This is a genomic window from Nonomuraea sp. NPDC003754 (assembly GCF_053605785.1).
The window spans coordinates 369,940-394,453 of sequence record NZ_JBSGJX010000002.1 but is presented as its reverse complement, the minus strand read 5'-3'; the positions used below and the strand labels follow the sequence as shown (position 1 = coordinate 394,453).

Sequence of the window (24,514 nt, the reverse complement as noted above, 5' to 3'; positions counted from 1 at the left end):
CTCCAGTAGGGTCCCCTGTATGGCTGACTTCGACCCAGTGACGAAAGCCGTCGTGCCTGCCGCGGGCATGGGCACCCGGTTCCTTCCGGCGACCAAGGCAACTCCCAAGGAGATGCTGCCGATCGTCGACAAGCCCGCGATCCAGTATGTCGTCGAAGAGGCCGCTTCCGCCGGACTGCTCGACGTGCTGATGGTGACCGGCAAGAACAAGCGTTCCATCGAGGACCACTTCGACCGCGCCTTCGAGCTGGAAGGTGCCCTCGAGGCCAAGGGCGACGAGGAGCGGCTGTCCCAGGTCCTCGAGCCAGCCTCGCTGGCGACCCTCCACTACGTACGGCAGGGCGAGCCCAGGGGCCTCGGGCACGCGGTGCTCTGCGCCAAGCAGCACGTCGGCGACCACCCGTTCGCGTGCCTGCTCGGCGACGACCTGATCGACTACCGTGACGAGCTGCTCAAGCGCATGATCGAGGTGCGCGGCACCTACGGCGGCAGCGTCATCGCGCTGATGGAGGTGCCGAAGGAGCAGGTCTCCCTGTACGGCGTGGCCACCATCGAGGCCACCTCCGAGGACGACGTCGTCCGCGTCACCGACCTGGTGGAGAAGCCTCCGGTGGAGGAGGCGCCGTCCAACTGGGCGGTCATCGGGCGCTACGTGATCGACCCGGCGGTCTTCGAGGTGCTGGAGAACACCCCGCCAGGCCGCGGCGGCGAGATCCAGCTCACCGACGCGCTGCGCACGCTCGCGGGCCGCGGCGGCGAGGAGGGTGGTCCCGTCCACGGCGTGCTGTTCCGCGGCCGCCGCTACGACACCGGTGACAAGCTGGACTACCTGCGCACCGTCGTGAAGTTCGCGGCCGATCGCGAGGATCTCGCCCCGGAGTTTGTACCGTGGCTGCGTGAGTTCCTCGATGAAATCGGTTGACGCGCACCTGGCCGACATCCTCGCCACGGTGCGCACGCTGGCCCCGCTCGAGGTCGAGCTCGAGCGGGCGCTCGGCACCACGCTGGCGGAGGAGATCTCCTCGCCGGTGCCGCTGCCGCCGTTCGACAACTCCGCCATGGACGGCTACGCCGTCAGGTTCGTCGACGTCGCCGACGCGCCCGTGACGCTTCCCGTCATCGACGACGTCGCGGCGGGCTCGGCGGAGCTCAGGGCGATCGGGCAGGGGCACGCCGTCCGCATCATGACGGGCGCGCCGCTGCCCGCCGGCGCCGACGCGGTCGTGCCCGTGGAGTGGACCGACGGCGGCACCGCCACCGTCCGCGTCGACCGCCCCGTCGCCAAGGGCCATGCCATACGGCGGGCGGGCGAGGACGTGCAGGCCGGCCAGGTCGTGCTGAAGCCCGGCACCCGCATCGGCGCCGCGCAGCTCGGCATCATCGCCGGCACCGGCCGCCGCAGGGTGCTGGTGCGCCCGCGCCCGCGCGTCGTCGTGCTGTCCACCGGCGCCGAGCTGGTCGAGCCCGGCGCCCCGCTCGGCCCCGGCCAGATCTGGGACTCCAACAGTTTCACGCTCACCGCGGCCGTCCGCGAGGCGGGCGGCGACGGCTTCCGCGCGGGCACGGTGTCCGACGACCCTGCCGCCTTCCTCGACCAGCTCGACGCGCAGCTGGTGCGCGCCGACGTGGTCATCACCAGCGGCGGGGTGTCCATGGGCGCCTACGAGCCGGTCAAGGAGGCGCTCAGCCCGCTCGGCACGGTCCGCTTCGAACGCGTGGCGATGCAGCCCGGCATGCCGCAGGGCTTCGGCGTGGTCGGCGACGACCAGGTGCCGATCTTCACGCTGCCGGGCAACCCGGTGTCGTCCTACGTGTCGTTCATGATCTTCGTACGGCCCGCGCTGCGGAAGATGAGCGGGCTGCCCGCTGGACCCTCGCCCGTCCACACCGCCCAGACGCTGGCCCCGCTCAGGTCGCCCGCGGGCAAGCGGTCGTTCCTGCGGGGCGTGCTGGCCGACGACGGCACGGTGGTGACGCCCGTCCACGGGCAGGGTTCACACCAGCTGGCGGCGCTCGCGTCGGCGAACTGCCTGATCGTGGTGCCGGAACAGGTGACCGATCTGCCCTCAGGGGCCGCAGTACAGGTGATTCGGATATGAGTGGATTCACACACCTCGACCCCACGGGCGCGGCGCGCATGGTCGACGTCGCCGGCAAGGACGTCTCCGTCCGGACGGCCACGGCCACCGGACGGGTCGTGCTCTCCGGCGAGGTCGTCGCGCTGCTGCGCTCCGGCGAGGTGCCCAAGGGCGACGCGCTCGGCGTGGCGCGCATCGCGGGGATCATGGGGGCCAAGCGCACCCCCGACCTGATCCCGCTCTGCCACCCGATCGCCGTCCACGGCGTGTCTGTCACGCTCGACGTGGTCGACGCGGGAGTGGACATCACCGCCGTGGTCAAGACCGCCGACCGCACCGGGGTCGAGATGGAGGCGCTGACCGCGGTGACCGTCGCCGCGCTGGCGCTCATCGACATGGTCAAGGCCGTGGACCCGGCCGCGGTCATCACCGACGTGCGGGTGGAGGAGAAGACGGGCGGCAAGACCGGGGTATGGAGACGCCCTTGATCCGCGCGCTGGTCATCACCGTGTCGAACCGCGCCTCGGCAGGGGTCTACGAGGACAAGTCAGGGCCGCTGCTGGCGTCGCTCCTGGCGGCGGAGGGGTGTGAGGTGTCCGGCCCCGTCGTGGTCCCCGACGGGCCGCCCGTCGAGGAGGCGCTCAGGGCCGGCGTGGCCGAGGGGTACGCGGTCGTCGTCACCACCGGCGGCACCGGGCTGACCCCCCAGGACCTGACACCCGAGATGACGGCCAAGGTCATCACCCGCGAGATCCCCGGCATCGCCGAGGCGATCCGGCAGGCGAACAGGGAGCGGGTGCCGACGTCGGTGCTGTCGCGCGGGCTGGCGGGGCAGGCGGGCGACACGTTGATCGTGAACCTGCCGGGGTCGTCGGGCGGGGTGCGGGACGGCGTCGCCGTCCTGGCACCGATCCTGCGGCACGCGGTCGACCAGATCCACGGCGGCGACCACCCCCGCTGACGCGCCGGCTCGGCTCGTTCTCCCTTGCCTTTCTCGGCACGTCCGGCGCTCCTCAGCCCACCTCCGGCGGCTACTCTCCGTAGCGGGAAAGCGGGCTCGGTGGGAGAGCCGCCTCCTTCCGTCATGGTGGTCGCCATGGTGGTCGCCTCCGTGCACCGCATCGCCGAACGGCACGCCACCACCGCCCTCCTGTCCGTGATGTCTGCCCTCCCGTCGGTGACATCGCCGCGGCGTCCGGAGAGGAGCTTTGCGGCGCCCGGGACGAGCCCCGCGGCGTCCGGGGAGAAGCTCCGCGCCTGGGGAGGAGCTCCGCGCCTGGAGAGGAGCTCTGCGCCTGGAGAGGAGCTCTGCGGCGCCCGGGGCGAGCCCCGTGGCGTCCGGGGAGGAGCCTCGCGCCTGGAGACGAGCTCCGCAGCGTTCGGGGAGGAGCTTTGTGGCGTCTGGGGACGAGCCCCGTGCCTGGAGGGGAGCCCCGCGGCGCCTGGAGACGAGCCCCGGGACAGCGTTCCCTGCGGACCAGGGGGATCCATGGCGGCTTCGCCGTGTTCCGGGGGATGATGAGTGACGTGGATCGACTTCGTGGCTGGCCGGCGACCCTGACCGAGGGGCCCGTGGGACTACGTCCCCTCCGCCTGGCGGACGTCCGCGTGTGGCGCGACACCCGCCTGCGCAACGCCGACTGGCTGCGCCCCTGGGAGCCGAGCAACCCCGAAACGCCCCTGTTCAGGACCGGCCTGGGGCCGTACCTCTCGATGGTCGCCACTCTGCGCAGAGAGGCCCGCCAGGGGCTCGCCATGCCGTGGGTCGTCACCTACGAGGGCAGGTTCGCAGGTCAGCTCACCGTCGGCGCCATCGTGTGGGGCTCGGCCCGGACCGCTCAGGTCGGCTACTGGATCGACGGCGCGCTCGCCGGACGTGGCATCACCCCCACCGCGCTGGCCATGGCCGTCGACCACTGCTTCTTCACCAGCGGCCTCCACAGACTCGAGGCGAACATCCGTCCCGAAAATCACGCCAGCCGCAGAGTGGTTGAGAAGCTCGGGTTCAGGGAAGAAGGCATTCGTAGGCGTCAGCTCCACATCGACGGGGCCTGGCGCGACCACATTTGTTACGCGCTGACCGTGGAAGACGTGCCCCGCGGGCTGCTCGTGCAGTGGCGTCGCGCGGGGTCGTCGCATGAAGAGGTTTGACGATCTCGCGACACACCGCACCGAATACTCGTCAATTAGTGACACGCGGTCTTACGGTGCGTGACGTGAGCACATCGAAGACGCCGAGAACACGCACGCGTCTTCGTGCTGCCCGCAGGACCGTTCCCGGGGGGTCCACGACGCTTGGTACGGCCTTTCCTGGCGCTCGGAGGTGGCCGTGAGCAGCGTGTTGCTGTACCTCGCCATCGTGGTGATGTGGCTGTGCGTGCTCGTGCCGATGTGGTTGCGCAGAGACCGGAGCAACCTGGCCGAGCTCGAGGAGTTCTACGCGGCCGAGATCACCGGACCTGTCCCGACCATGGCCGCCTCCTCCCCTGTGGAGTCGCAGGACTCCGAGCCCGTCGAGCCGTACGACACGATCAGCGACCTCACGCAGCCGCCGGTCGACCTGCGTCACCTGCGCGCCCGCCGTCGAGCGATCATCGTAGCGCGCCGCAGGAGGATGCTGTTCTTCTCGATCCTTCTGGTGCTCGCCTCCGTGGTGACCGCCGCCGTCCAGGTCATCCCCTGGTGGGGGGTGGCGCCCGCGGGCGTCCTGCTCGCTTCCTACCTCACCGTGCTGCGCATCGCCACCCGCATCGACAGGGAACGCCGCCTCCGCGCCGCCGAGGCCCGTGCCGCCCACCTGCGCCGCCAGCGCGAACGGCGCCGCGCCGAGACCCTGGCCGCCGAGCAGGCCGAGGCCGAGATCATCGAGTTCCGGCAGCCCGACGTGCTCTTCGACCAGTACGCGGACCCGCCTCGCCGCGCGGTGGGCGACTGAGGCGGGCACGCGCGGCGCGTGGTTGGCGCGAGGACCCTTGGAAGTTTGCTAATCTAGTCGAGGTCCTTGGGGATGTAGCGCAGTCCGGTAGCGCACTTCGTTCGCATCGAAGGGGTCAGGGGTTCGAATCCCCTCATCTCCACCCAGGTCAAAGGCCGCTTCCGAGAGATCGGGAGCGGCCTTTGTGGTTGTTGGGTGACTAGGCGTTCGGCGTCTGCTGGCCTTGTCTACCTTCTGGGAGCTTAGAGCGGAGCAAAGCTACATTCCCCAGCGAGTCGCGCCCCGCCGCGAGGCCATAGACGGCTAGGACGACATCCTGCTTCTCTGGACTCAAACCTGATTTCACGATCGCATGCTCGACCGGGTCGGACATCTCCACCGCCAGATCAAAGATCTCAAATATGTCGATCTTCAATGCGGCGGACAACCGTTGGGTCAGATCGCCGGTGGGGTACTTCTCCCCCTTCTCGAGTCTGGACACCATGCCCTGGGATACTCCCAAGTCGCGTGCCAGAGCTGTCTGTGTCAGGCCCAGGTCAAGCCGCGCGGATCTGATCATCATGCCCAATTTAGTGGTCATGAATAGTCAGAATATTCAGAGCTTCTAAATAGGTCAAGAGTCGGGCTTGAAGATACGGTCCATGGCTTCGGCGTCTCCAGGAGCACCGGCCGGAGTTGCTTCAGGTAGACGGTCTCGGTGACGCTGGTGTTGCGGTGGCCGACCAGGCGTGAGATGGCCTCGATGGGCATGTCAGAGTCGGAGAGCAGCAAGACGAAGCTGTGGCGCATCTCGCGGGGTGTCCAGTCCTTCGAGTTGAGGCCCGCCTTTTTGAGGACGGCCCGGAACGAGCGGCGGACGTTGTGAGAGCCGAGCTCGGTGCCGACCTTGGATGCGAATACGAGGTCGTTGTCCTGCCAGCTCTCGCCCGCCGCCTTCTTGGCCACTTCCTGTCGTTCGCGGTGGAGCTTGAGAGCATCGACGCAACGCATCGGCATGGCCAGAGTGCGGCGGGACTTCTTGGTCTTGATGTCCCCGCCCTCCCGAACGGAGCGCCAGACCACGATGGACGGCGGCGTGCTGTCGAAGTTGACGTGCGACCAGGTGAGCGCACACAGTTCCTTCGTGCGTGCGCCGAGCAGCAGCGTCAAGCCGCCGACGACCCACCCGTTCGTCCACGACCCCAACCCGCCCCGCGCTCACGGCGACCTGCCCGGCTCCTCTGCGGAACTGGGATGAACGGTCCGACAGCCTGGACAGAGACCTGACACCCCGCGGCGCGTAATGAAGTAGCATGATCCGCGTGACTGCCGGGTCGGCCTTGGGTCACGCACCAGAGAGCAGCCCGGCTGGCGCTTGATCGCCGGGCGGGCGCGCGGCCCGCCGTCCTCTTCTCCATTCAGTACGGCACAGCAGGACCACCAATGGAGAGGAATGGATTTCAACAAGCAGGTCATCGACGAGTTCCGCGCCAACAACGGCCAAGTCGGTGGCCATTTCGAGGGAGCGAGGCTGCTCCTGCTCACCACCACCGGCGCCCGCTCGGGCAAGCCACACACGACCCCGCTCGCCTACCTGCCCGACGGCGTCGAGCGCATGCTGGTCATCGGCTCCGCCGGGGGAGCGCCGAACCACCCGGCCTAGTACCACAATCTGCAGGCCAACCCGCGCGCCACCGTCGAGACGGGCGTCCTCATCTTCGATGTCGAGGCGGAGGTCCTGGAGGGCGCCGAGCGCGACGCGGCGTTCGCCCGCGCGGTGGAAGGCGACCCTGGCTGGGCCGACTACCAGGCCAGGACGACGCGCGCCATCCCGGTCGTCGCACTTCGCGTGACCGGTCCGCCCCGGGACAGCGCACCGTCGGGCGGTGCGTACCTCAAACTGGTGTACGACGGCTTCCGCCGCGAACTCGCGCTGATCCGCAAGGAACTGTCCGATTCAGGACGGCCAGGCTTGGGCGTGCAGCTTAGGATCAATTGCCTGACCGTCTGCCAGGGACTGCACCATCACCACACGGGCGAGGACACCATGATGTTCCCCGGCCTGGCCGAGCAGCATCCCTCGCTCGCTCCGACGTTGAAGCGGCTGGCCAAGGAGCACGAGCGCATCGCCGTACTCCTGGAAGAGCTGAAGCAGGCCCTTTCTGGTGAGGATCCGCTGAAGGTACGGGCCGAGATCGAGCGGCTCGTCGATGAGCTTGAAGCGCACCTGACGTATGAGGAGGAACAACTGATCCCGATTCTCGACCTCGCCTGAAGCCCGAGGAATTGGGAAACGATCTCGGACCAGCCGGGAAGCGATCTTCTTCGCCCCTCTGAATGCATGGCTCAGCCATCCTCGTGAACGTCCCACCAGGAAGATGCAGGTGAGAAGGGTCTTCGGAGTAATCCGGGGCCCTTTTCTCATGTCTGGAAGTCGATGGGAGCCAATCGGGGAGCCATCTCACTCGGATTCTCTACCCGTGTCGGCTGTCGCCGAAGAGTCGTGTTCATCGTGTGGGCACCCATGATCACCGGCCTGAGCTGGTGCCGGTACACGGCTGCGGTGACGCTGGTGCCCGCGTGCTCGACGAGATCGGCGATGGTCTCGATGGGTACGCCCTGGCGGCCTTGAGCACGGCTTCTGCCTGTTGCCGCGTGAGTGCCTTGCTGAGGCGTCCGCCCGTGCCCGTGGGCGGGGGCGTGGTGAACGGTTCGGCAAGGTCCCTGAGCACCATGTCACGTGTTTGAGCTTGCCGGATGGCTCTTTTGAGCACGCTGTGGATCTCTCGGGGGGTGGTGGTGACCAGGTTGCCGGCGAGCTGGTCGAGCCATTCATCCACGTGATCGGCACGTAGCTGCTGGAGTTTGATTTTCCCCAGCCCTGGGATGACGTGCGTCCCGGCGAGGATGCGTAGCTTGCCGGAGATCACTGCTCCGCTGGCCGTGATGATCCTCCATGGCGGCAACGCGCTCAGATCGGCTACCGGATGTGGAGTGGTCTAGTCTCCCAGGATGACGGAGACACCTGAACATCTGGTCCTACCCATCGCCTTGGCCGAGGTGGCCAAGGTGGGCTTTGAGTGGACGTGGGACGAAGAAACCGACGAGGCCCACGGTTGTGATTTCGAGCTATACGAACGACTCGAGGCGCCGGAGAGGACCGCGTGGTGGTTTCGCCTGTGGACCGGTAACGATGAGGTCGACGGCAGCGAATTCCGCTTTTTCGGCACTACTGGGGCGGGCGACTATGTCGGTTTCTGGCTGGTTCGGCCTGGTATGTCAATCATCGAGCAGCCTGTCGTCTACCTCGGTTCTGAGGGTGAATGCGGCGTGATAGCTCGCGATCTCGGTGATCTGCTCCGGTTGTTCGCGGACGGCTTGGGCCCGGCAGAGGCATTCACCGACCCAGGTCGTGAGACGCAGCCGAACGAGGCATTCCAGGCGATCGCGGAGCGGTACGCGCCGGGGAGGCGCCGTTCCGCGGCGGAGATCGTGGCGGGGGCGCGAGAGGAGTTCCCGGGCTTCTCGGAGTTCATCGACGCGATGTGCCGGTGAGTGAAGTCCGCGTCGTGGGCGCACGCAGGGCGCACGCGTCGGTGGCAGCGATCGCGACCTGCGCCGGAGTCGGCATCGCCAGGTTTCCCGAGGTCTTCGGATTGTCGGAGACCTCGGCGAGAGTCGATCCATATCGGTAGCGACGGCCGCACGAGTGCTGACGGTGTACGAGTCGTGGCGACGGTTGCGTCCGAAACGTGCCAGTGCCCGCTGCTTCATCCCTGCTTGGCTGGGTGCCTGCACGCCACGCGCACCTGCCTGAACGGGAATCATGTCCACCACCACGCTCGCCCGGCCCCGCTCGCCCCTCATCAACTGGCTCGCGGTCACCTCGCTCATGCTGGGCATCTTCGCCATCGTCACCAGCGAAATCCTGCCCATCGGCCTGCTGACCGCCATCGGCGCCGACTTCGGCATCTCCGCCGGCACCACAGGGCTGACCATGACACTGCCCGGCATCGTCGCCGCGGTCGCCGCACCCACCGTCACACTGACCACCGCGCGCCTGGACCGCCGCGCGATGCTGTGCGTCCTCATGGCGGTGCTCGCCGTGGCCGACGTGCTGGCCGCAGTGGCGACCTCCTACTGGGTCATGCTGCTCTCCAGGGTGCTCGTCGGCCTCACCATCGGCGGTTTCTGGTCGATCGGGGCCGGGCTGGCCGGCCGCCTGATGCCGCCACACGCCGTCAGCACCGCCACCGCTGTGATCTTCTCCGCCGTGCCACTGGGCTCCGTGCTGGGCGTACCGGCCGGCACCTTCATCGGCAACCTCGCCGGCTGGCGAACCGCCTTCCTGGTCCTGGCCGTGCTGGCCATCCTGGTCCTGGCCGCCCTGCTGATCCTGCTGCCGCCACTGCCCGCCCACCAGGTCACCAGCCTTCGCGTCCTGCTCGACCTGCTGCGCACCCGGGGCGCCGCCATCGCTCTGCTGGCCACCGTCCTCATCGTCTTGGCCCACTTCGGCACCTACACCTACGTCACGCCCTTCCTCCAGGACGTCACCGGCCTGCCTCCCACAGCCGTCAGCGCCGTCCTGCTGGCGTACGGCATCGCCGGAATCGCCGGCAACTTCCTGGCAGGCAAGGCCACCGCCACACGCCTGCGAGCCGCTTTCGCAACCTGCGGCTGCCTGATCGCGGCCACCACCCTGCTGCTGCCCTCGGTAGGCGGCACGACCGTCGGCGCCGTGGTGTTGCTCGTGGTCTGGGGCCTGGCCTACGGAGGCGTGCCCGTCTGCTCGCAGGCATCGTTCATCACCGCCGCCCCTCACACGCCCGAAGCCGCCACGGTCATCTTCACCTCCTCCTTCCAGGCGACCTTCGCCCTCGGCGCGTTCCTCGGCGGCCGCGTCGTCGACGCCTTCTCGGTCTCCACCGTGATGATCTGCGGCGGGCTGACCGCTCTGCTCATGGCGGTAGCCCTGTGGTCACTCACCAAATCTCGCTGAGCCGGCGCCCTGCATCCCGGCAGCCGACTGGAGCCGCAGCCAAGCCGTCCAACAGCTGGGCCTGGGAAGCGATCTTCAGAGCCTTGCTTCCGTACGTTCAGGCTGACTCGTGAACACCCCAGCCCCTTTTCGATGTCTTGGGACCATCTCACGTGGACTCGACCCGTCGGTCGCCGCCGAAGACGGTGATCATGGCCTGAGCTGGCAGTGCCCTTGTCGGGATCGAGTGCCACGGTGACCCGCCGTACGCAGGTCGCGTTTGCTGCTCGCGGCGTCGAGCCCGTTGCGGTGCAGCGTGGGCGGGTCGGCTCAATCCCCGAGACGTGCCAGGCGACGTGATCTTGTTACCGGTGGAAGCGTGGCGGCGGCGACGGAGCGGGCTGTAAGCTGTTCCGACGCTTGCGATCTACCTTTTGAAAGCCGCGTTGTTTCCGGCTTGGCGCCGCATCTTGATTTAATTCCGGGGAGAAAGTCGTGGCCTCATCGGAGGTGCTGTACGCGCACAGCGCGATCAAGCAGAAGGCCGGGACCGTATGCGACACCGCAGACGATATCCGGATCGCCCGTCGCGATTGGAAACAGGCGCTCGAGTCGCCTGAGGATGAATTCAAGCTCACCGATCCGACCGCAGCCGTGGTTGCCGTTCGGGATGCCTGGGAGAAAGAATTCGAGGTTTATCGCGAGGTGCTCGAACAGTGGTGCCTGGCAACCCGCGCGTCAGCCGAAGGGTTCAAGTCGGTTGATGACTATGTCGCCGCCAAGAATCGGCGCGTCGCGGACGGCCGTACGTGACCTCGGACGACTACCTCCAGGCTACTACCGCGATCAACCGGCTCAAGCAGGTCGGCACCTTCCTCGCGACGGTTTCCAACCCGGCCCTCATGATCGGCGAGATCGTCAGCAGTATTTACACGTTGGCCTCGATATTTCGGGACGTCCCCGGGGATCCGGACGGCATCGACGACCTCGGCAAAGCCTTCCGCAATATGGCGACCACGCTCAACACCGCCAACACTGATATCGACCACACAAAGTCTTCCGTCCCTTCAGTATGGACGGGCGACACCGCCACGGAGGCGCTTGCCGCGCTCAAAGCGACCGACGATCTGCTGCAGCAGGCCACGCCGGCCATGCGCAAGGCGGCCACGTTGCTGGAGGAGTACGCCGACGAGGTCCGCCGGTTGAAACGGGAGCTGGGCCATCATCGGCAACATCTGGCTGAAGCAGTGGGCCAGCTCAACAGCACTCTGGACATCCTGCGCAATATCTGGGACACCGTCTGGCCGTTCGACCATGACGGCGGCATCATCGATGAGATCCGCAAGGCCATCAGGGCCATTGACGGCGCCATCGAGGTTTTCGAACAACTTCAGACCGCGTCCGACACACTGCGGCGCGGGCTGCGGGACGTGCAGGGCAAGGCGCGCGCCGGTGCCGTCCGGTCGCATCACGTGGACGCCTTCGATGCGGTCCTCCTGGCCAACGCGGGGATCGCCGGCACCACAGGGGAAGAAGACGGCATCCTGAGCACGGCACAGCTGGCCCGGGCGGCGTCCAAGATGGACGCCTTGTCGGAAGCGGAGCGGGCCCGCATGCAGCAGCTTCTGGAAAGCGCGGGCTCCGAGGCGGAGCGGGCCTATCTGATGAAGGCGCTCGCAGCCGGGCACGCGATCGATGACATCGGCAACTTCGCCAGGGCCATTCACGGCAAGAGTGAAACCTGGCTACGCGATCACCTCAGCCTGGTCAACCCGGGCAGCAGCGGGACGGTCCTCGTCAACGGAGTCGAGCTGGAGCAGCAGAATCAGACGACCTGCGGCTCGACCTCGATCATGGTGGCCCGAGCGATGAACGACCCGTTGTACGCGCTGGGCCTGACCACGGATGAGAAGGGCAACTCGCTGTCAGGGACCGACCTGCGGGAGAAGTTCGCCAATGAGCAGAACCGCATCCACGATGCCACCAACACCCTGTGGCCACAGAGCCTGGGCACCAGTCCATGGGGACTGTCCGACGAGATGAACAAGCACGCCGACTCCTTCGGCACCGACTATGACTGGCGGATCGTCGATGACACCTCTGCCGGGTCGGTCAACCCCGCCCTCAACGACGCCGTCGGTGCGGTGGATGCCGGCCACACGGTGCCGGTCCTTATCGGAGACTCCTATCCTGCCCACTATGTACTGCTCGTCGGGCACCAGGGCAATGACTTGATCTTCTATGACCCGAGCGGGCAAATGGTCCGCGTCAGTGAGGACGATTTCCGCAACGGCAACGTCTCGGCGCTGGGATACAAACACGTACAGGGCGTGGTGGCCCCCAAATGACCAGGCGAGTCCTCCTGGTGCCGATCTGCGTGCTGCTGGGCGGGTGTATGGCCCCGAGCGCCACCACGCAAACCGATCATGATCGCATCACGGTCATGCGGTCACAGCCCTTTGCCGGTGAAGCCATCAGCAAGCCGTCAACCAGGGTCGCCTTCCAGAGCTCGGACCGGCTCCGCGCAACCCGCGGCCAGGTGGCCGTGGTCCTGGCCGATCAGGCCACGGGGGCTCCGGCTGAAGACGCGCGGCAGTGGGCCGTGAAAGGCATGCGAAAACTGCGTGACAGCGGCTGGACGGTCTACGCCACGGCCTGTCTGCCGCCTCGTAAGTCCGATGACCCCGACCCGCCTCAGGATGGCGTCTGGGACGCGTGGTCATTCGTCGCCTACGCGTACAAGATTGTCGATGGGGTGTCCTATTTCGCCACCGCCGACGGGGTCGGGCAATTGCCGGGCAGGGTCAAGATGTCCATCGAAATGCGTGCACCGAGCTCGCGGGAGCCGGCTTCGGATCTGTTCCCCGACCGGCCGCCGCCACTACCGGTAGGGACGAGTTGCGTGGAAACCGGTGGTCTGCCGGCCAAGAAGGTCACCAACGGCCGCATGGTGGTCATGGGCGAGAGCGGTCCCGATCAGGCCGGCAAGGGAGCGCGGAACGACAACGTGCGCTAGTGTCCAGCGCCTGACATTTGTTGAAGATATTAGGGAAGTCGGGCCGCGATAGCCCGCTGTCCTGACGGGGCGCTCGCCGGCGTCTGCAAGGGCTCTGGTGCCGTCGACGTGCCTCCCGCCCGGGCCGTCGATGGTCAGCGACGGTGTGGGCTCATGATCACAGGTTCCCGGTCGTCCATGAGGACGGTCGGTGTGCGCCCTCGAGCCTGGCACGAGCAGGCCAGACAGCGAGGAAGTAGCGGTCGAAGAGACGCCGTCCTCCTTCCATGAGAATGACCTTGTGAGGTACTTCAGGCGTCCATGGGATGAAGGTCGTGGGGACGAGTACGCCAGCTGGGGGACGTCGACGTTCTATCTGGCCGTTGACGACACCGGAACCGCGCATCAGCAGGTCGAGGTGTACGCCAACGGAGTGGTCCTCGCGTATGACGAGCAGCATGCTGAGGATCGGTACGGAGGATTGACTTACGCGGATCTCGATCTGGAGGAGTTCTCGCCTTCCGAGATCACACGGCAGGAGTTCTTCGATGCTCTGGCTGAGATTGAGCCCATCAACCGTCACCACTTAGGCGACGACGGTATGTGTCCCAGAAACCGATCTGGTGCCCCGCCTCCCGTCTGAGGCGGGATGTGTTCCCGCAGGCGAGAAGCAGATGGACGAACCTGCACCAGATCCGCACAGATGCTGCGCATCGCTCGCATACGTGTCTGCTTCGATGGCGCCGTGACAGAGCGGAGGACACCTGTAGCGGGCGACATCTACTGGACGTTCGGCTGCGGGCTGTCGGCGATCACCGCAATGGCGTGCGGCACGATCGGGACCTTCTTCGACATACACCTGGTGACTCGCGCGCAGATCTACTGTCTGGGCGACCTGAGCGCGGGAGAGAAGTTCGCCGGCACCCTATGGGTCTTGAGCCGGATCGTGATCTTCCCGATCATCTCTGCGCTGTCTGCGCTTGTCGCACTGTCGTTCCATCTCCTGACCCGGCTGCCTTGGCTCGCACGTCGCGCTTGGGTGGGCCCTGTCTTGCTGGCTCTCACCATTGCCGGATCCGTCGCCGGACCGATTGCGATGACTCTGTACGACGTGGCCACCGAAGGCGCCTCAGGCGATTGCGTTATGCCGTGGTGGCCGTCGTGGCTTCCCTCTTGACAGTGGAGGAAGTGCCACAACAGGTTGCCCCAACGCAGCGCAGAACATCCACATCAGGTTCTGTCCGCGCCGGAGTTCCCTGTGTTACGGCAAGTCGCGGCAGGCCGCGCCGCCGGCCGTTCTGAGCGGGTCGCGCAGCGGCGGTGGGGGTCCTCGTCGGGGTGGTGACACAGGCTCAGCTCTCGAGTTCGGCGAGGTCCTGAGACGTCAGGCGGATCCGGCTCGCGCCCATGTTCTCCTCCAGGTGGTCGAGCGAGCCGGTGCCGGGGATGGCGAGCAGCGCGGGAGAACTCGCCAGCAACCAGGCGATCGCCACCTGCGCCGTGGTCGCCCGGTGGCGGGCCGTGACCCGCTCCATGCGAGCCGGGTCGATCGGGCGAAGGCCGCCGCCGAGCGGGAAGAACGGCACGAAGGCGATCCCGTCCTTCTCGCACTGCGCCAGGAGCCCGGCGTCGCCCCGGTCCTGCACATGGAAGCTGTTCTGCACCGCCGCGACCGGGGCGATCGTCCGCGCCTCGGCGACTTGGACGGCGTCGACGTTGCTGAGGCCCAGGTGCCGGATCAGCCCTTGCTCGCGCAGGTCGGCGAGGACCGCGAACCGGTCGGCGACCGACTCGCCTCCGGGCCCGGTCATGCCGCCCACCCGCAGGTAGACGAGGTCGAGCCGGTCCACGCCGAGAGTGCGCAGGTTGTCCTCCACCAGGCCTCGCAACGCGTCCGGGCCGGCCTGGCCGCCGGGGATCCCGTCGGCGTTGAACAACGGTCCGACCTTCGTCGCGATCACCAGGTCGTCGTCATAGGGCGCGAGCGCCCTCCGGATGAGGTCGTTGGCCGCCACCGCGCCCCTCCGGTAGAACCACGCCGTGTCGATGTGGTTGGCACCCAGGTCGACCGCGCGGCGCAGTACCGCGACGCCCGTCTCCGGATCGCGGACGGGTCCCTGGAACACACCGGTCGGCAGTCGCATGGCGCCGAAACCGAGGCGGCGGACGGCGAGGTCTCCGCCGAGGAGGAACTCTCCAGGTGAAGCGGCTGCATGCATGTCGTTGGTCGTCATGCCGACCAGCCTCCTCCGCCCCGTACGGCGAGCCAACGCGGTGGCAGCAAGCTGCCACCGCGCCGCGACGGCGGTGATAATGAACGGGTGACTGCCGATCAGCTCATCACCGTGCGCGGTGACCTCGAGCTCGTCGCCCGGACCGGTCACCTGTTCGCCGGCATACGGCAGGAGTTCGTGTGCGTGGCCCGTGACCTGGCCACCTGGTCGCAGCCCGCGGCACGGCAGGCCGTCGCGGACCGGATCCGCGCGACCGGCGCTGCCGCTTTCCCGGTGAAGAAGCTTCTCAGCCCGGTGGCTCTCGCCGACGAGGCGGCCAGGCTGCATCTCCGCGAGATCACGGCCAGGGGTGCCCAGGTGCGGATCAGCTCGACGCCTCTTCCGCACGAGACGCTCATCATCGACCGGCGGGTGGCGATCCTCGCCGGTCGTGACGCGCCGGGTCCCAGGGAGTTCACCGTGACCACCTCGCCCGTGCTGGTCGGCGGTGTGCACGCGCTTTTCCAGGCGGCCTGGGAGACCGCCACCGATGTCGACGCCTATCTCGCGGGGGAGGTGCCCCACCTCGACGTCGACGGCTTGGAGGTCCTGCGTTCTCTGGGCGCCGGGCACACCGACGAGGCGGGGGCCAGACGGCTCGGCCTCTCGCTGCGCACCTACCGGAGACGGGTCGCGGAGCTGATGGCGAAGCTCGAGGCCGACTCCCGGTTCCAGGCGGGCCTCCGCGCGGGCGAACTCGGGCTCGGCGGATCGGCGGTGACCGGCTGACGGTACGCGGCCTGTCCGGATCCTCAGGCGGTGCCGGTTCGGGTGGCGGTGACGACCACCGTCGCGTAACGCATCGTGAAGCCGCCCCCCATCGCGTCGATGGCGGCCCCCACGCCCTCCAGCACCTGCGCCAGCTGGTCAGGCGGGAACCGGGTGAGGGCGCCCTGGGTCGGCATCTGGTCCAGCCACTCGTCTCTGGTGTAGGGCTGCTCCCAGTCGAACCGCCACTCTTCGGGCTCGCCGAACCCGCTCACCTGCCGGATGCCGTCGGCGGCCTTGGCGTACAGCGCCTGGTACCCGTCCAGGCCCGGCGCCACCGGGAGCTTGACCGGCGAGTCGGGCATCACCCGCCGGTAGACCGAGACGAAGGCGTCCGTCACGTCGGGCGGCAGCTCGAAGGCGTTCCAGAACGCCGCCAGGCGTCCGCCGGGGCGCAGCACCCGCGCCGCCTTGGCGGCTCCCGCGGCCGCGTCCACCCAGTGCCAGGTCTGCCCGGCGACGACCGCGTCGAAGGTACGGCCGGCGGGCTCCCAGGCTTCGAACGTCGCCACCTCGACCTCGAGGCCGTGGCGCCGGGCGAAGTCGGCCATCCGCGCGTCGGGCTCGACGCCCAGGACGGCGCAGCCGGCCGCCTGGAACTGCCGGGCGTCGATGCCGGTTCCGCAGCCGACGTCGAGAAGGTCGGGCCCGGGGCTGCCGGCGACGATCCGGTCCACCATGGCGTCGGGGTAGTGGGGCCGGGTCCGGTCGTAGCGCTCGGCGTCCACACCGAACGACTCGGCCACCTGTCGGTGCTGGTGAGGCTCGTGTTCAGGAAGCGGCGCTCCCGCCGAAGGTGTAGTGGGCATGCGCCCACCATAGTGGGCACGTGCCCACTCATCAACCCGACGAAGAAAGGAGAGACGCACGATGCCGACAGGGGTGGCCCTCCGCGATCCGCGGGAGCAACTGTTCGACGCCGCCGAGCGCGTCCTGCTCCGCGATGGGCCGAACGCGCTGACCAGTCGCGCGGTCACCACCGAGGCAGGGTGCGCCAAGGGCGTCCTGCACCGGCACTTCCCCGACTTCGACGCCTTCCTCGCCGAGCTCGTGCTCGACCGCATCGCCCGGATCGACGCCCAGGCCGCCGCGCTGCGCGGGTCCGCCGGGACCGGCACCGTCGCCGGCAACCTCACCGACGCGCTCACGGATCTGTTCGAGTCGGTCGCCGTGGCGATCGTCGGCCTCATCACCGCCAGGGACAACCTGCGCGCCCGGCTGCGCGAGGCCAGGCCGACCGGCGTTCCCGTACTGGCGGAGGCCACGGCCATGATCGCGTCCTACCTTGTCGCCGAGCGAGAACAGGGCCGCCTCGCGGCGGACGCCGACGTCGACACGCTCGCGCTCACGCTGATCGGGAGCGGGCATCTGCTGTTCGCCGGCCAGTACGGCACGCCGCCGGAGGTGGGCGCCGTTCACAAGGTCGTGACCACGGTCATCGGCGGCGTCGTGCGGGAGAGTGCGGGCTTTTGACCCCGTAAAGAGGAATTCCAGGTACTCTGCCGGACGTGCGGCGATTGATCATGTCCCGCGGGGTCTGGCTGGCGCTGTTCGCGGCCGTCGTGGCGGCGGGGATCGTGGCGATCGTGCGTTCTCGCCGGCGCCCGCCGGTTCAGCGGGCTGAGGCGGCTCCCGCCACCCCCGTTCCCGCCCCCGCCCCTCCCGTCACCCCCGTTCCCGTCCCCGCCCAGAGCAGCAGGCCTAGGGCACCGTGGCCTCCGGCGCCGGTCCTCGGCACCCCCACCGCCGAGGATCTCCACCGTTACGCCGCCAGACCCTCCGTCCTGGACCACCCCGCGTTCGCGGAGATGGACGACCGGCCGAGGGTGCCGCTGGAGCCGGCCGTCCGACGCCGCCTGACCCGCTGGGGCATCGCCGGGCTGACGCTTCTCGTCCTGGCCGCCGGCACCCAGGCTCTCGAATCGGCCGTCTTCTCCAAGGAACGACCAGAGGAAGAGGCTCGCCAGGTCGCCTCCTTCGTGTCGCAGGACGCGCTGTGCGACAAGACCACCTCGGATGTCGATGCCAGGTGCCTCTTCGCCGCGATCGACGAGCGCCAGGCCGATGAGCGCCAGGTCGTCGAGCGCCAGGTCGTCGAGGGCGTGGAGACGCAGGCGCCGGCGCCGGTGCCGGACTACCAGCCGACGCCCGACGCCGACTGCCGGCCCGGCAGCGCCGGCCCGCGGGTACGGAAGGTCGACGCGAAGGTGGCCCGGGCGGTGAACCGGCAGTGGCGGCGGATCGAGGACTGGCTGAAGACGAACGCCCCGAAGTCCTATCGCACGCTGGGCAGGCCTGGAAGGGCCGAGGACATCGCGGCGGCGGAGGCGCGGATGGGCTCGCCGTTCCCCGACGACCTGCGGGCCTCGCTCCTCCGGCACGACGGGACGGTCGAGGTGAAGGACGTCTGGGGTTTCGGCTTCCTGGGCAACTGGAGCCTCAGCGTCGAGGAGATGCACGGCACGTGGCGGCAGCTGTGCGAGATCGACGGCGAAGACATCCGCGACGGGGGCTTCTCCGATCCGCGAACCGACTGGTGGGACGGGCGCATGCTGCCCATCGGCTCCGACGGGTCGGGGAACCACCTGGTGATCGACTCGGTGGAGCGTGACGTCGGCGACACCGATCACGAGGGCAGCATGACCTTCACGCCCGGAGGGCGCCCGATCCGCTCGTACTACGCCCTCCTGAAGGCCACCGCCGACGCCATGGAGGGCAACGGCTCCATCGGCTACTGGAAACCCAAGGCGGTCGCCGGCGAGCTCGACTGGGAAGTCCTCTGAGGCATGGGAAGGGGTCGTCGGTCACAAGCCGGCGGACCCACGCCTGACCTGCCTTGGAACCCGGCCCGCACGTTGATCGTTCAGGCGGGTGGCTGACACATGCCATCAACCGTCGACAGGGAGAGACAAGCCGTGGTCTTCAAACGGATGCTGGGCGCATTCGGTGTGGGCGCCCCCTCGGTGGACACCGTCCTGACCACTCCGCGCACCCAGCCGGGCGGGACGCTCACCGGCGAGGTACGGCTCAACGGCGGCGACTTCGACGCCGACATCGAGCACATCACCCTTGGCCTGGTCGCCCGGGTCGAGATCGAGTACGGCGAGGGCGAGGGAGCCGGAGTGGGTGAGTTCTCGCGCGCCCAGGTCTCCGGCCCGTTCGTCCTGCGCAAGGGCGAGGAGCGCACCATCGGCTTCAGCATCCCGGTGCCGTGGGAGACGCCGATCAGCGAGATCGGCGGACAGCAGCTGAACGGCATGGCGCTGGGCGTGCGCACCGAGCTGGCCATCGCCAAGGCCGTCGACAAGGGCGACCTGGACATGGTCTCGGTCGAGCCGCTGCCCTCCCAGCTGCGCATCCTCGAGGCGTTCCTCCAGCTCGGCTTCCAGTTCAGGTCGGCGGACCTGGAGGTGGGCCAGATCTACGGCTCCAGCCAGCAGCTGCCGTTCTACCAGGAGATCGAGTTCTACCCGCCGCCCCAGCACGCCGGGATCGTCGGCGAGGTCGAGCTGACCTTCGTCACCAACCCGGGCGGCCTCGAGGTCGTCCTGGAGGCCGACAAGCGGGCCGGCCGCTACTCGGGCGACTCCATCGGCCGCTTCACCATCAGCCACGACGACGCCATGCGCACCGACTGGCCGAGCGAGATCGGCCGCTGGCTCGCCGGTCTCAGCCAGTACGGCGGCCACCACGGCGGTTACGGCCACGAGGGGTACGGCCACGGCGACCACCACGGCGGTTACGGTCACCACCAGCACCACGAGCAGCACGGCGGGCCGGGGTGGGGCGCGGTGGCCGCCGCCGGCGCGGCGGGCGTGGTCGGCGGCCTGGTGGCCGGCGAGGTCATCGAGGAGATCTTCGAAGGTGACGAGGAGGAAGGCGGAGACGGCGACTGGTAGCGCGCCGCAGGGGCGGTCCGGACGACGAGCCTGACGGGCGGGCCGACCGGTAGCCGTCTCCGCGCCGGACTGTGCGCCACTCAGAACACCGGCCGGGCCACGAGTTCGTCTCGTGGCCCGGCCGGCGACGGTGGGACCTACGTGCGGCGCCTGCCGTACGCGCCGGCGGTGAGCGACACCCCGAGTGCGGCCAGCGCCACCTGGATGCCGAGCTCGATCCAGTCGATGCCCGCCGTGTCCGCCACCCCCAGGGTGGCCGCGACGGCGGTGCCGACGAGTGCCGCGACCACACCGATCACGATCGTCAGCCAGATGGGCATCCGCTGCCGCCCCGGTACGACCAGACGCCCCAGGGCGCCGATGACGATACCGATGAGGACACCGGAGATGATGCCGGTGATTTCCACGCTGCGACTCCCGAAGGTCGGCGATCTCTCTCGTTCCGGTCAACGAACGCCCCGCAGGCGTGGTTCCTCGGAGGGTGCGCGTCGAGAGCCGCCGCGGGAACGGGTGGGCTAGCCGACCGGCACGATCTCCACGTAGCCGTTGCTCCAGCCGGTGTACCACTCGAACACCTCTGCCGCGCTCAGCCCGCGCGACGCCATGGTCTGGACGAACATGTCATGGAGCTCCGCGGCGCTCGCGGTGAGCTCGCCGTCACCGGTGAGGTCGATCGTGCCCAGGAGCCGCCCGGTGTGGATCTCTCTGACCTGCAACACTGTCACTCACTCCTGATCGAAGATGGAGGTCGTCGCCGAGGCGTTCTCCGCGATTCTCTCCCATCGCTTCCAGACGCCGGCGAACCAGTCGCCCCGGCCCAGACCCTCGAAGTACGGCCGGACGGACTGGATCTGCCGGCTCAGCCGCACGACGTCGGAACGGCTCAACTCGTTCGGGATGTACTCGAAGCTGCTGACGATGTACCCGGACATGTCTCTCGACACCCAGTGGTCGGCGAACGGGCTGATCGTCACCTCGGCGATGCGGCCCACGTACTGCGGCGGAAGGCCCTCGAACGAGCCCGACATGTCGATGCCCCAAGGCTCCCCGTGCTCGTCGAGGATGATGTTGAGCCGGTTGGCGTCACCGTCGACGGCGAGCACGTGGAGCAGGCCCAGGAGCTTGGCCGCCAGGGTCGTCGGTGCGGGAAGGAAGCCGAGCGCCGTGCCGTCGCCGATGAAGGGCATCACGATCGTGTGGGGATCGAGACGGTGGATGGGCGGCACATTGGCACCGATGGCCTCGCCCAGGATCGACCCCAGCACCTCCGCGTCCGCCTGTCCTGTCCGCTCGACGACCTTGTGCACCCAATGGGACCCGTCGCTGAGGTGGTGCGAGGTCACGCTGCGCGCGGATACGCCGCCGGTCAACCTGTGGCCGTCCTCCTCCGGGCGGAAGCCTTCGAAGGCCCGGGCCAGTTCGGGGGGCAGGGGCCGGTGCCCGGGGTGCGGGGGGATGTTCGACGGTTGCGAACGTCCGACCTGGTCGGGGGGTCGGCTGATCGACTCGTCGATGCGGTTTCTCGGGGTTTGGGCGTCCGGCGCGTGCGGCAGCGGTGAGGTGGCGGCCTCGGGTGCGGAACGGGAGTTCCCGCCCTGTGCGGTCGACCGCGCGTAGTTGTCGAGGCTGTAGGCGATGCGCGGGTCGCGGGTCTCGGGTGAGCGCGGGACGGCGGCCTGCGTGGTGGGGGACGGGTGGTTGTCGAGGCTGTAGGCGATGCGCGGGTCGCGGATCTCGGGTGAGCGCGCGCCGCCGGAGCCGTCGCCGGAGGCGTGCCCGACCGGCTGTGGCGCGGCGCGGTCGCCGTCCGCCAGGTGCGTTCCCGGCCCTTGCCGGGACCCGTCGGCGTGCGTCGTCGGGCGGTCCGCGGGTGGATCCAGCGGACGGTTGATCAGGTCGTCGATGCTGCGTCTCGGACCCGTGGCGCTCGGCTCCGGCCGGGCGGGACGCGGCACCTCGTCGGCGCCTGCCCGCCGTGGGGAGAGATCGTTCGGACGTGCCGACGAGTCGTCGGCTCGGCGTCCCTCGACGATCGGCGTCCGGTCGCCGCCCTGACGCGACGGCCCTTCCTGCCTGGCTCCCGTCTCCGGTGCGGCGCGCGTCCCATGGCTCTCGGGGACGCCGCGTCCCGGGGCGGTTTCGGGAACCGCATGGTGCGGTGGGCCGGCCGGCACGCGCGCAGGTGCCGCAGGAGGGGTTCTCGGCCCCGGCGCGGCCGGTTCGCCCCGGACGGGGGCCGGGGGTTCGGGGCGCGTGATGAACGGGGGCGCGGCGATGTCCGCCTGGGCGGTGCGCGTGAAGAGGCCGGGCGTGCCCGTGTGATCCTTGGGCCCGACTCGGGTGGGGGCCTCCGGCGTGGTCTGGGCGAGGCTGGTGATGGCACCGTCGGCAGGCCCGAGGACGCGGCGAGGGGAACCCGGGGGTGGTCCGCCGTCGGGGTGAACGGCAGGCGGTGCGCCACCCCCTTCGACATGGCCCGGCACGTGCGCCAGCAGATGCTGGCCGTCCGCGCCCAGGGCGGCGGAGGTGCCGCTCTTGAGGATGAGGTCCCAGTCCAGCGGCTTGCCGTCCAGCGCCAGGCTGATCGCCGTGGTGGCCGACCCCGCGATGCCGTACTGCGCCATCTGGCCGGGCATCGTGGTGGTCAAGGCGGCCAGCAGCCTCTCGCCGAAGGCCGCCTCGGCACGGGCCACACCGGCCCGTAACGCCGGGGTGGCCAGCCGTCCCAGCCCGCCGCCCAGCAAGCCGGTCAGCAGTCCGTTGATCGCGCCGTCGCGCAGGCTGACCAGGAGCTGGTTCACGTCGACGTCGTCCCGCCGTCCCCCCAGGACCTGGGAGAGCTGCGTCGCGAAATCCATCCCCCCGCCGAAGACGGCGAAGGCGGCCATCAGCCTGAGTGTGTGCATGGCGATCTGCAGCGCGCTCATGCGCGTGATCTGCAAGAACGGCCGGAGCAGCCATGGTGCCTGCCAGAGCAGCAGCGGCAGCGCGACGATCAGGAAGACCACGATAAGCGTGATCATGCGTTGGGCGTGCTGGATCGTCACTCCGACGGCGTTCAGCGCGATCGCCGCGTCGATCAGTTTCTTGACCAGGTCGGCCTGCCGCCCGCCCACCGTCCGCTGCACGTGCGCCACGAAAGCCTGCTGGGCATCGCCGTCCCACGCGTCGCCCACCAACCTCGCCGTGGCCGGATCCGCCGCGGCCGTGCCCGCCACCACCCGGTGCGCCGTGGCGACGCAGGCGTCAGCCATCCGGAAGCACCGCTGCGGATCGCCCTCCGGCCAGGCCATCCCGGTGACCCAGTCCACGTACGGCCGCAGGAACTCCGGCACCACGCACCCGTCGAACCCCATGATCGACCGCCGTCAGCGCCTGTCGGTGCCGATCACACGTTCCGCCGGTTGGCCTGCTCGGTGACCTCGTAGACGTCGGCGTTCACGCGCAGGCCGGTGCCGGTGTAGGTGAGCTCGTCGAGATAGGCGTCGAACGCCGCGAAGATCTCTTCCTCGATCCGGGGGAGGTGCTTGGCCAGCTCCGCCCCGTACTGATCGCTGCCGAGTGCCGTCCTGTCCCTGTCGAAGGCCTTGCGCAGGGCCTCCTTGGCGTCGGCCACCTCGATGTGCCGGTCGCCGAACACGGCGCTCTCGCGCCGGATCGTCTGCCAGTCGGCGGAGTAACCTTGCCGGTTCATGCCGAACCGGGGTAAGGCAGCAAGGAGTCGAGGTCCGCGCCCTCGCCGAAGATCTCCTCGTACGGCAGGCCCTCGGGAAGCAGCGGGCCCACCAGTTCCCTCGACCGATCCGCCACGGCGGCCGTCGCGCGCGTGATCTGTTCGGTGATCGCGTTGGCGAGTTCGGTGGGCGACAACCTGCGATAGACCCTCGGGTTCAGCTCGATACGGCGCACCTGCCCACGCGGCCCCACCGTCACCGTGACCATCTCGTCGTCCGACTGAACGGAGACTTCCACCTTGTTGAGCTCGGCGTACGCCTCCTTGATCCGGCGCGCCTGCCGTTCGTACTCCTCGGTGAGCTCGCTGAGCGTCGCGCTGAACTCGTCCACCCCTGACTCACCTCCATCGACGCCATGACGCCTCATCCGCGAGGCGTGCGAGCCTCGTCTCCACAGCCGCCAGGGCGACCTGGCCGAGCGGCAGGTGGAGCGTGTGGCGACCATCTCTGGTCGATGGATCATGAGGGCGCCTGAGCGTAACATGACCGGCCCGGCGCGGACGAGGGTCGCGGCGGAGGTCAGGACGCGGCGTCTCCCGGGCGCGGCCGGTTCGAGGCGCCAGGTCCCCGTCCCGGTAGGCGGAGGTGAGGCCCCGTCCGACGTATGACCGGTGTTGACCGGCAGGTAGGCCAGGTCGCGGGCCATCGCCCTCGCCTGGCCGGTCACGATCCGGGATCCGGCCAGCGGCCGGCAGGCTGCCGCACTGCGTCCACGACGAGGAGGACCGGATGGTGCCGTCGTCCTGCCCTGCCATGGTCGACGACCTGCGTCACGAGCGGGCCCGCACCGGCGAGACGATCGGCCGGCTCCGGGCCTCCCAGCAGGTCGTCGAGGAGATGCTGGACACCGCGTTGAACAGGACCGCCTGAGC

Annotated in this window: 29 protein-coding genes, 1 tRNA gene and 1 pseudogene; 21 read left to right on the top strand and 10 right to left on the bottom strand. The window is 68.9% G+C overall.

Going from position 1 to position 24,514, the window contains the following annotated elements; translation table 11 throughout:
* Window positions 1–19 precede the first annotated feature (19 nt).
* The 7 genes from galU to ACWEVS_RS04390 all read left to right on the top strand — a co-directional run bounded on the left by galU (window position 20) and on the right by ACWEVS_RS04390 (window position 5,155).
* Window positions 20–922 carry a UTP--glucose-1-phosphate uridylyltransferase GalU gene (gene galU / locus ACWEVS_RS04420; protein WP_449918215.1) on the top strand — a complete coding sequence of 301 codons (903 nt, stop codon included), beginning with the start codon at window positions 20–22 and terminating at the stop codon, window positions 920–922.
* Window positions 909–2,099 (top strand): molybdotransferase-like divisome protein Glp, encoded by a 1,191-nt coding sequence (gene glp, locus ACWEVS_RS04415; RefSeq protein ID WP_452549870.1) that lies wholly within the window; start codon window positions 909–911, stop codon window positions 2,097–2,099. The genes galU and glp overlap by 14 nt, the downstream gene beginning before the upstream one ends.
* Entirely contained in the window at window positions 2,096–2,566 is a 471-nt protein-coding gene (gene moaC, locus ACWEVS_RS04410) for a cyclic pyranopterin monophosphate synthase MoaC (protein ID WP_354905315.1), read from the top strand. The genes glp and moaC overlap by 4 nt, the downstream gene beginning before the upstream one ends.
* Complete coding sequence (locus ACWEVS_RS04405; protein WP_354905317.1) at window positions 2,551–3,039, top strand: MogA/MoaB family molybdenum cofactor biosynthesis protein; 489 nt, start codon at window positions 2,551–2,553, stop codon at window positions 3,037–3,039. The genes moaC and ACWEVS_RS04405 overlap by 16 nt, the downstream gene beginning before the upstream one ends.
* A gap of 557 nt (window positions 3,040–3,596) precedes the next feature.
* On the top strand, window positions 3,597–4,229 hold the full coding sequence (locus ACWEVS_RS04400; protein WP_354905972.1) for a GNAT family N-acetyltransferase: 633 nt from the start codon (window positions 3,597–3,599) through the stop codon (window positions 4,227–4,229).
* A gap of 178 nt (window positions 4,230–4,407) precedes the next feature.
* Complete coding sequence (gene sepX / locus ACWEVS_RS04395; RefSeq protein WP_452419400.1) at window positions 4,408–5,013, top strand: divisome protein SepX/GlpR; 606 nt, start codon at window positions 4,408–4,410, stop codon at window positions 5,011–5,013.
* A 68-nt stretch (window positions 5,014–5,081) separates the two neighbouring features.
* A tRNA-Ala gene (locus ACWEVS_RS04390) sits at window positions 5,082–5,155 on the top strand.
* A 57-nt stretch (window positions 5,156–5,212) separates the two neighbouring features.
* On the opposite strand, the gene ACWEVS_RS04385 is transcribed toward ACWEVS_RS04390, so the two are convergent.
* Together ACWEVS_RS04385 and ACWEVS_RS04380 are read right to left on the bottom strand one after the other, a co-directional pair.
* Window positions 5,213–5,593, bottom strand: coding sequence for a helix-turn-helix transcriptional regulator (locus ACWEVS_RS04385; RefSeq protein WP_452549868.1), 381 nt, complete (start codon window positions 5,591–5,593; stop codon window positions 5,213–5,215).
* A complete protein-coding gene (locus ACWEVS_RS04380) occupies window positions 5,590–6,162 on the bottom strand; it encodes a site-specific integrase (protein ID WP_452549866.1) in 573 nt (190 codons plus the stop codon). The genes ACWEVS_RS04385 and ACWEVS_RS04380 overlap by 4 nt, the downstream gene beginning before the upstream one ends.
* A 283-nt stretch (window positions 6,163–6,445) precedes the next feature.
* On the opposite strand from ACWEVS_RS04380, the pseudogene ACWEVS_RS04375 reads away from it, so the two are divergent.
* Window positions 6,446–6,829, top strand: a pseudogene (locus tag ACWEVS_RS04375) (nitroreductase family deazaflavin-dependent oxidoreductase); the annotation flags it as partial.
* A gap of 12 nt (window positions 6,830–6,841) precedes the next feature.
* Window positions 6,842–7,267 (top strand): hemerythrin domain-containing protein, encoded by a 426-nt coding sequence (locus ACWEVS_RS04370; protein WP_452549900.1) that lies wholly within the window; start codon window positions 6,842–6,844, stop codon window positions 7,265–7,267.
* 253 nt (window positions 7,268–7,520) lie between these two features.
* On the opposite strand, the gene ACWEVS_RS04365 is transcribed toward ACWEVS_RS04370, so the two are convergent.
* Window positions 7,521–7,922 carry a hypothetical protein gene (locus tag ACWEVS_RS04365; RefSeq protein WP_452549864.1) on the bottom strand — a complete coding sequence of 134 codons (402 nt, stop codon included), beginning with the start codon at window positions 7,920–7,922 and terminating at the stop codon, window positions 7,521–7,523.
* Window positions 7,923–8,004: 82 nt separating this feature from the next.
* Between ACWEVS_RS04365 and ACWEVS_RS04360 the strand changes: the two genes are divergently transcribed.
* The 7 genes from ACWEVS_RS04360 (at window position 8,005) to ACWEVS_RS04330 (ending at window position 14,145) form a co-directional block, all read left to right on the top strand.
* Window positions 8,005–8,547: an SMI1/KNR4 family protein gene (locus tag ACWEVS_RS04360; protein ID WP_452549862.1), complete on the top strand. Its 543-nt coding sequence runs from the start codon at window positions 8,005–8,007 to the stop codon at window positions 8,545–8,547.
* A 271-nt stretch (window positions 8,548–8,818) separates the two neighbouring features.
* Window positions 8,819–9,994, top strand: coding sequence for an MFS transporter (locus ACWEVS_RS04355; protein WP_452549860.1), 1,176 nt, complete (start codon window positions 8,819–8,821; stop codon window positions 9,992–9,994).
* 474 nt (window positions 9,995–10,468) lie between these two features.
* On the top strand, window positions 10,469–10,786 hold the full coding sequence (locus ACWEVS_RS04350) for a hypothetical protein (protein WP_449918203.1): 318 nt from the start codon (window positions 10,469–10,471) through the stop codon (window positions 10,784–10,786).
* Complete coding sequence (locus ACWEVS_RS04345; RefSeq protein WP_452419405.1) at window positions 10,783–12,321, top strand: WXG100-like domain-containing protein; 1,539 nt, start codon at window positions 10,783–10,785, stop codon at window positions 12,319–12,321. The genes ACWEVS_RS04350 and ACWEVS_RS04345 overlap by 4 nt, the downstream gene beginning before the upstream one ends.
* Window positions 12,318–12,989 carry a hypothetical protein gene (locus ACWEVS_RS04340; RefSeq protein ID WP_452549859.1) on the top strand — a complete coding sequence of 224 codons (672 nt, stop codon included), beginning with the start codon at window positions 12,318–12,320 and terminating at the stop codon, window positions 12,987–12,989. Before ACWEVS_RS04345 ends, ACWEVS_RS04340 begins: the two co-directional genes overlap by 4 nt.
* A 190-nt stretch (window positions 12,990–13,179) precedes the next feature.
* Window positions 13,180–13,611 carry a hypothetical protein gene (locus tag ACWEVS_RS04335; RefSeq protein WP_452549857.1) on the top strand — a complete coding sequence of 144 codons (432 nt, stop codon included), beginning with the start codon at window positions 13,180–13,182 and terminating at the stop codon, window positions 13,609–13,611.
* Window positions 13,612–13,671: 60 nt separating this feature from the next.
* Window positions 13,672–14,145 carry a hypothetical protein gene (locus tag ACWEVS_RS04330; protein WP_452549856.1) on the top strand — a complete coding sequence of 158 codons (474 nt, stop codon included), beginning with the start codon at window positions 13,672–13,674 and terminating at the stop codon, window positions 14,143–14,145.
* Between the two features lie 175 nt (window positions 14,146–14,320).
* Here the strand turns inward: ACWEVS_RS04330 and ACWEVS_RS04325 are convergent, their stop codons facing one another.
* Entirely contained in the window at window positions 14,321–15,202 is an 882-nt protein-coding gene (locus ACWEVS_RS04325; RefSeq protein ID WP_452419409.1) for an oxidoreductase, read from the bottom strand.
* Window positions 15,203–15,289: 87 nt separating this feature from the next.
* On the opposite strand from ACWEVS_RS04325, the gene ACWEVS_RS04320 reads away from it, so the two are divergent.
* The gene (locus ACWEVS_RS04320; protein ID WP_452549854.1) at window positions 15,290–15,970 is read left to right on the top strand and encodes a DNA-binding response regulator; all 681 of its coding nucleotides are present in this window, start codon (window positions 15,290–15,292) and stop codon (window positions 15,968–15,970) included.
* A 23-nt stretch (window positions 15,971–15,993) separates the two neighbouring features.
* Here the strand turns inward: ACWEVS_RS04320 and ACWEVS_RS04315 are convergent, their stop codons facing one another.
* Complete coding sequence (locus ACWEVS_RS04315; protein ID WP_449918187.1) at window positions 15,994–16,818, bottom strand: class I SAM-dependent methyltransferase; 825 nt, start codon at window positions 16,816–16,818, stop codon at window positions 15,994–15,996.
* A 61-nt stretch (window positions 16,819–16,879) separates the two neighbouring features.
* On the opposite strand from ACWEVS_RS04315, the gene ACWEVS_RS04310 reads away from it, so the two are divergent.
* The 3 genes from ACWEVS_RS04310 to ACWEVS_RS04300 all read left to right on the top strand — a co-directional run bounded on the left by ACWEVS_RS04310 (window position 16,880) and on the right by ACWEVS_RS04300 (window position 19,908).
* Window positions 16,880–17,482: a TetR/AcrR family transcriptional regulator gene (locus ACWEVS_RS04310; RefSeq protein ID WP_452549851.1), complete on the top strand. Its 603-nt coding sequence runs from the start codon at window positions 16,880–16,882 to the stop codon at window positions 17,480–17,482.
* Between the two features lie 35 nt (window positions 17,483–17,517).
* Entirely contained in the window at window positions 17,518–18,792 is a 1,275-nt protein-coding gene (locus ACWEVS_RS04305; RefSeq protein ID WP_452549850.1) for an SMI1/KNR4 family protein, read from the top strand.
* Window positions 18,793–18,924: 132 nt separating this feature from the next.
* Window positions 18,925–19,908 (top strand): sporulation protein, encoded by a 984-nt coding sequence (locus ACWEVS_RS04300; protein WP_449918180.1) that lies wholly within the window; start codon window positions 18,925–18,927, stop codon window positions 19,906–19,908.
* A 137-nt stretch (window positions 19,909–20,045) separates the two neighbouring features.
* On the opposite strand, the gene ACWEVS_RS04295 is transcribed toward ACWEVS_RS04300, so the two are convergent.
* The 5 genes from ACWEVS_RS04295 to ACWEVS_RS04275 form a co-directional block, all read right to left on the bottom strand.
* On the bottom strand, window positions 20,046–20,315 hold the full coding sequence (locus ACWEVS_RS04295) for a GlsB/YeaQ/YmgE family stress response membrane protein (protein WP_452549848.1): 270 nt from the start codon (window positions 20,313–20,315) through the stop codon (window positions 20,046–20,048).
* A 108-nt stretch (window positions 20,316–20,423) separates the two neighbouring features.
* Window positions 20,424–20,633 carry a hypothetical protein gene (locus ACWEVS_RS04290; protein WP_449918176.1) on the bottom strand — a complete coding sequence of 70 codons (210 nt, stop codon included), beginning with the start codon at window positions 20,631–20,633 and terminating at the stop codon, window positions 20,424–20,426.
* The gene (locus ACWEVS_RS04285) at window positions 20,634–23,264 is read right to left on the bottom strand and encodes a WXG100-like domain-containing protein (RefSeq protein WP_452549846.1); all 2,631 of its coding nucleotides are present in this window, start codon (window positions 23,262–23,264) and stop codon (window positions 20,634–20,636) included.
* Window positions 23,265–23,296: 32 nt separating this feature from the next.
* Window positions 23,297–23,602, bottom strand: coding sequence for a hypothetical protein (locus tag ACWEVS_RS04280; RefSeq protein ID WP_449918173.1), 306 nt, complete (start codon window positions 23,600–23,602; stop codon window positions 23,297–23,299).
* Window positions 23,599–23,973 carry a YbaB/EbfC family nucleoid-associated protein gene (locus ACWEVS_RS04275; protein WP_449918170.1) on the bottom strand — a complete coding sequence of 125 codons (375 nt, stop codon included), beginning with the start codon at window positions 23,971–23,973 and terminating at the stop codon, window positions 23,599–23,601. The genes ACWEVS_RS04280 and ACWEVS_RS04275 overlap by 4 nt, the downstream gene beginning before the upstream one ends.
* 398 nt (window positions 23,974–24,371) lie before the next feature.
* Between ACWEVS_RS04275 and ACWEVS_RS04270 the strand changes: the two genes are divergently transcribed.
* Entirely contained in the window at window positions 24,372–24,512 is a 141-nt protein-coding gene (locus tag ACWEVS_RS04270) for a hypothetical protein (RefSeq protein ID WP_449918168.1), read from the top strand.
* The last annotated feature ends 2 nt before the right edge of the window (window positions 24,513–24,514 follow it).

Excerpts from the sequence above, each read along its gene's own strand:
- ACWEVS_RS04400 (WP_354905972.1), top strand. The coding sequence starts at position 3,597 with ATGAGTGACGTGGATCGACTTCGTGGCTGGCCGGCGACCCTGACCGAG.
- ACWEVS_RS04280 (WP_449918173.1), bottom strand. The coding sequence starts at position 23,602 with ATGAACCGGCAAGGTTACTCCGCCGACTGGCAGACGATCCGGCGCGAG.
- ACWEVS_RS04360 (WP_452549862.1), top strand. The coding sequence starts at position 8,005 with ATGACGGAGACACCTGAACATCTGGTCCTACCCATCGCCTTGGCCGAG.
- ACWEVS_RS04385 (WP_452549868.1), bottom strand. The coding sequence starts at position 5,593 with ATGACCACTAAATTGGGCATGATGATCAGATCCGCGCGGCTTGACCTG.
- ACWEVS_RS04330 (WP_452549856.1), top strand. The coding sequence starts at position 13,672 with ATGCTGCGCATCGCTCGCATACGTGTCTGCTTCGATGGCGCCGTGACA.
- glp (WP_452549870.1), top strand. The coding sequence starts at position 909 with ATGAAATCGGTTGACGCGCACCTGGCCGACATCCTCGCCACGGTGCGC.
- ACWEVS_RS04310 (WP_452549851.1), top strand. The coding sequence starts at position 16,880 with ATGCCGACAGGGGTGGCCCTCCGCGATCCGCGGGAGCAACTGTTCGAC.
- galU (WP_449918215.1), top strand. The coding sequence starts at position 20 with ATGGCTGACTTCGACCCAGTGACGAAAGCCGTCGTGCCTGCCGCGGGC.
- ACWEVS_RS04315 (WP_449918187.1), bottom strand. The coding sequence starts at position 16,818 with ATGCCCACTACACCTTCGGCGGGAGCGCCGCTTCCTGAACACGAGCCT.
- ACWEVS_RS04270 (WP_449918168.1), top strand. The coding sequence starts at position 24,372 with ATGGTGCCGTCGTCCTGCCCTGCCATGGTCGACGACCTGCGTCACGAG.
- moaC (WP_354905315.1), top strand. The coding sequence starts at position 2,096 with ATGAGTGGATTCACACACCTCGACCCCACGGGCGCGGCGCGCATGGTC.
- ACWEVS_RS04340 (WP_452549859.1), top strand. The coding sequence starts at position 12,318 with ATGACCAGGCGAGTCCTCCTGGTGCCGATCTGCGTGCTGCTGGGCGGG.
- ACWEVS_RS04405 (WP_354905317.1), top strand. The coding sequence starts at position 2,551 with ATGGAGACGCCCTTGATCCGCGCGCTGGTCATCACCGTGTCGAACCGC.
- ACWEVS_RS04285 (WP_452549846.1), bottom strand. The coding sequence starts at position 23,264 with ATGGGGTTCGACGGGTGCGTGGTGCCGGAGTTCCTGCGGCCGTACGTG.
- ACWEVS_RS04355 (WP_452549860.1), top strand. The coding sequence starts at position 8,819 with ATGTCCACCACCACGCTCGCCCGGCCCCGCTCGCCCCTCATCAACTGG.
- ACWEVS_RS04325 (WP_452419409.1), bottom strand. The coding sequence starts at position 15,202 with ATGACGACCAACGACATGCATGCAGCCGCTTCACCTGGAGAGTTCCTC.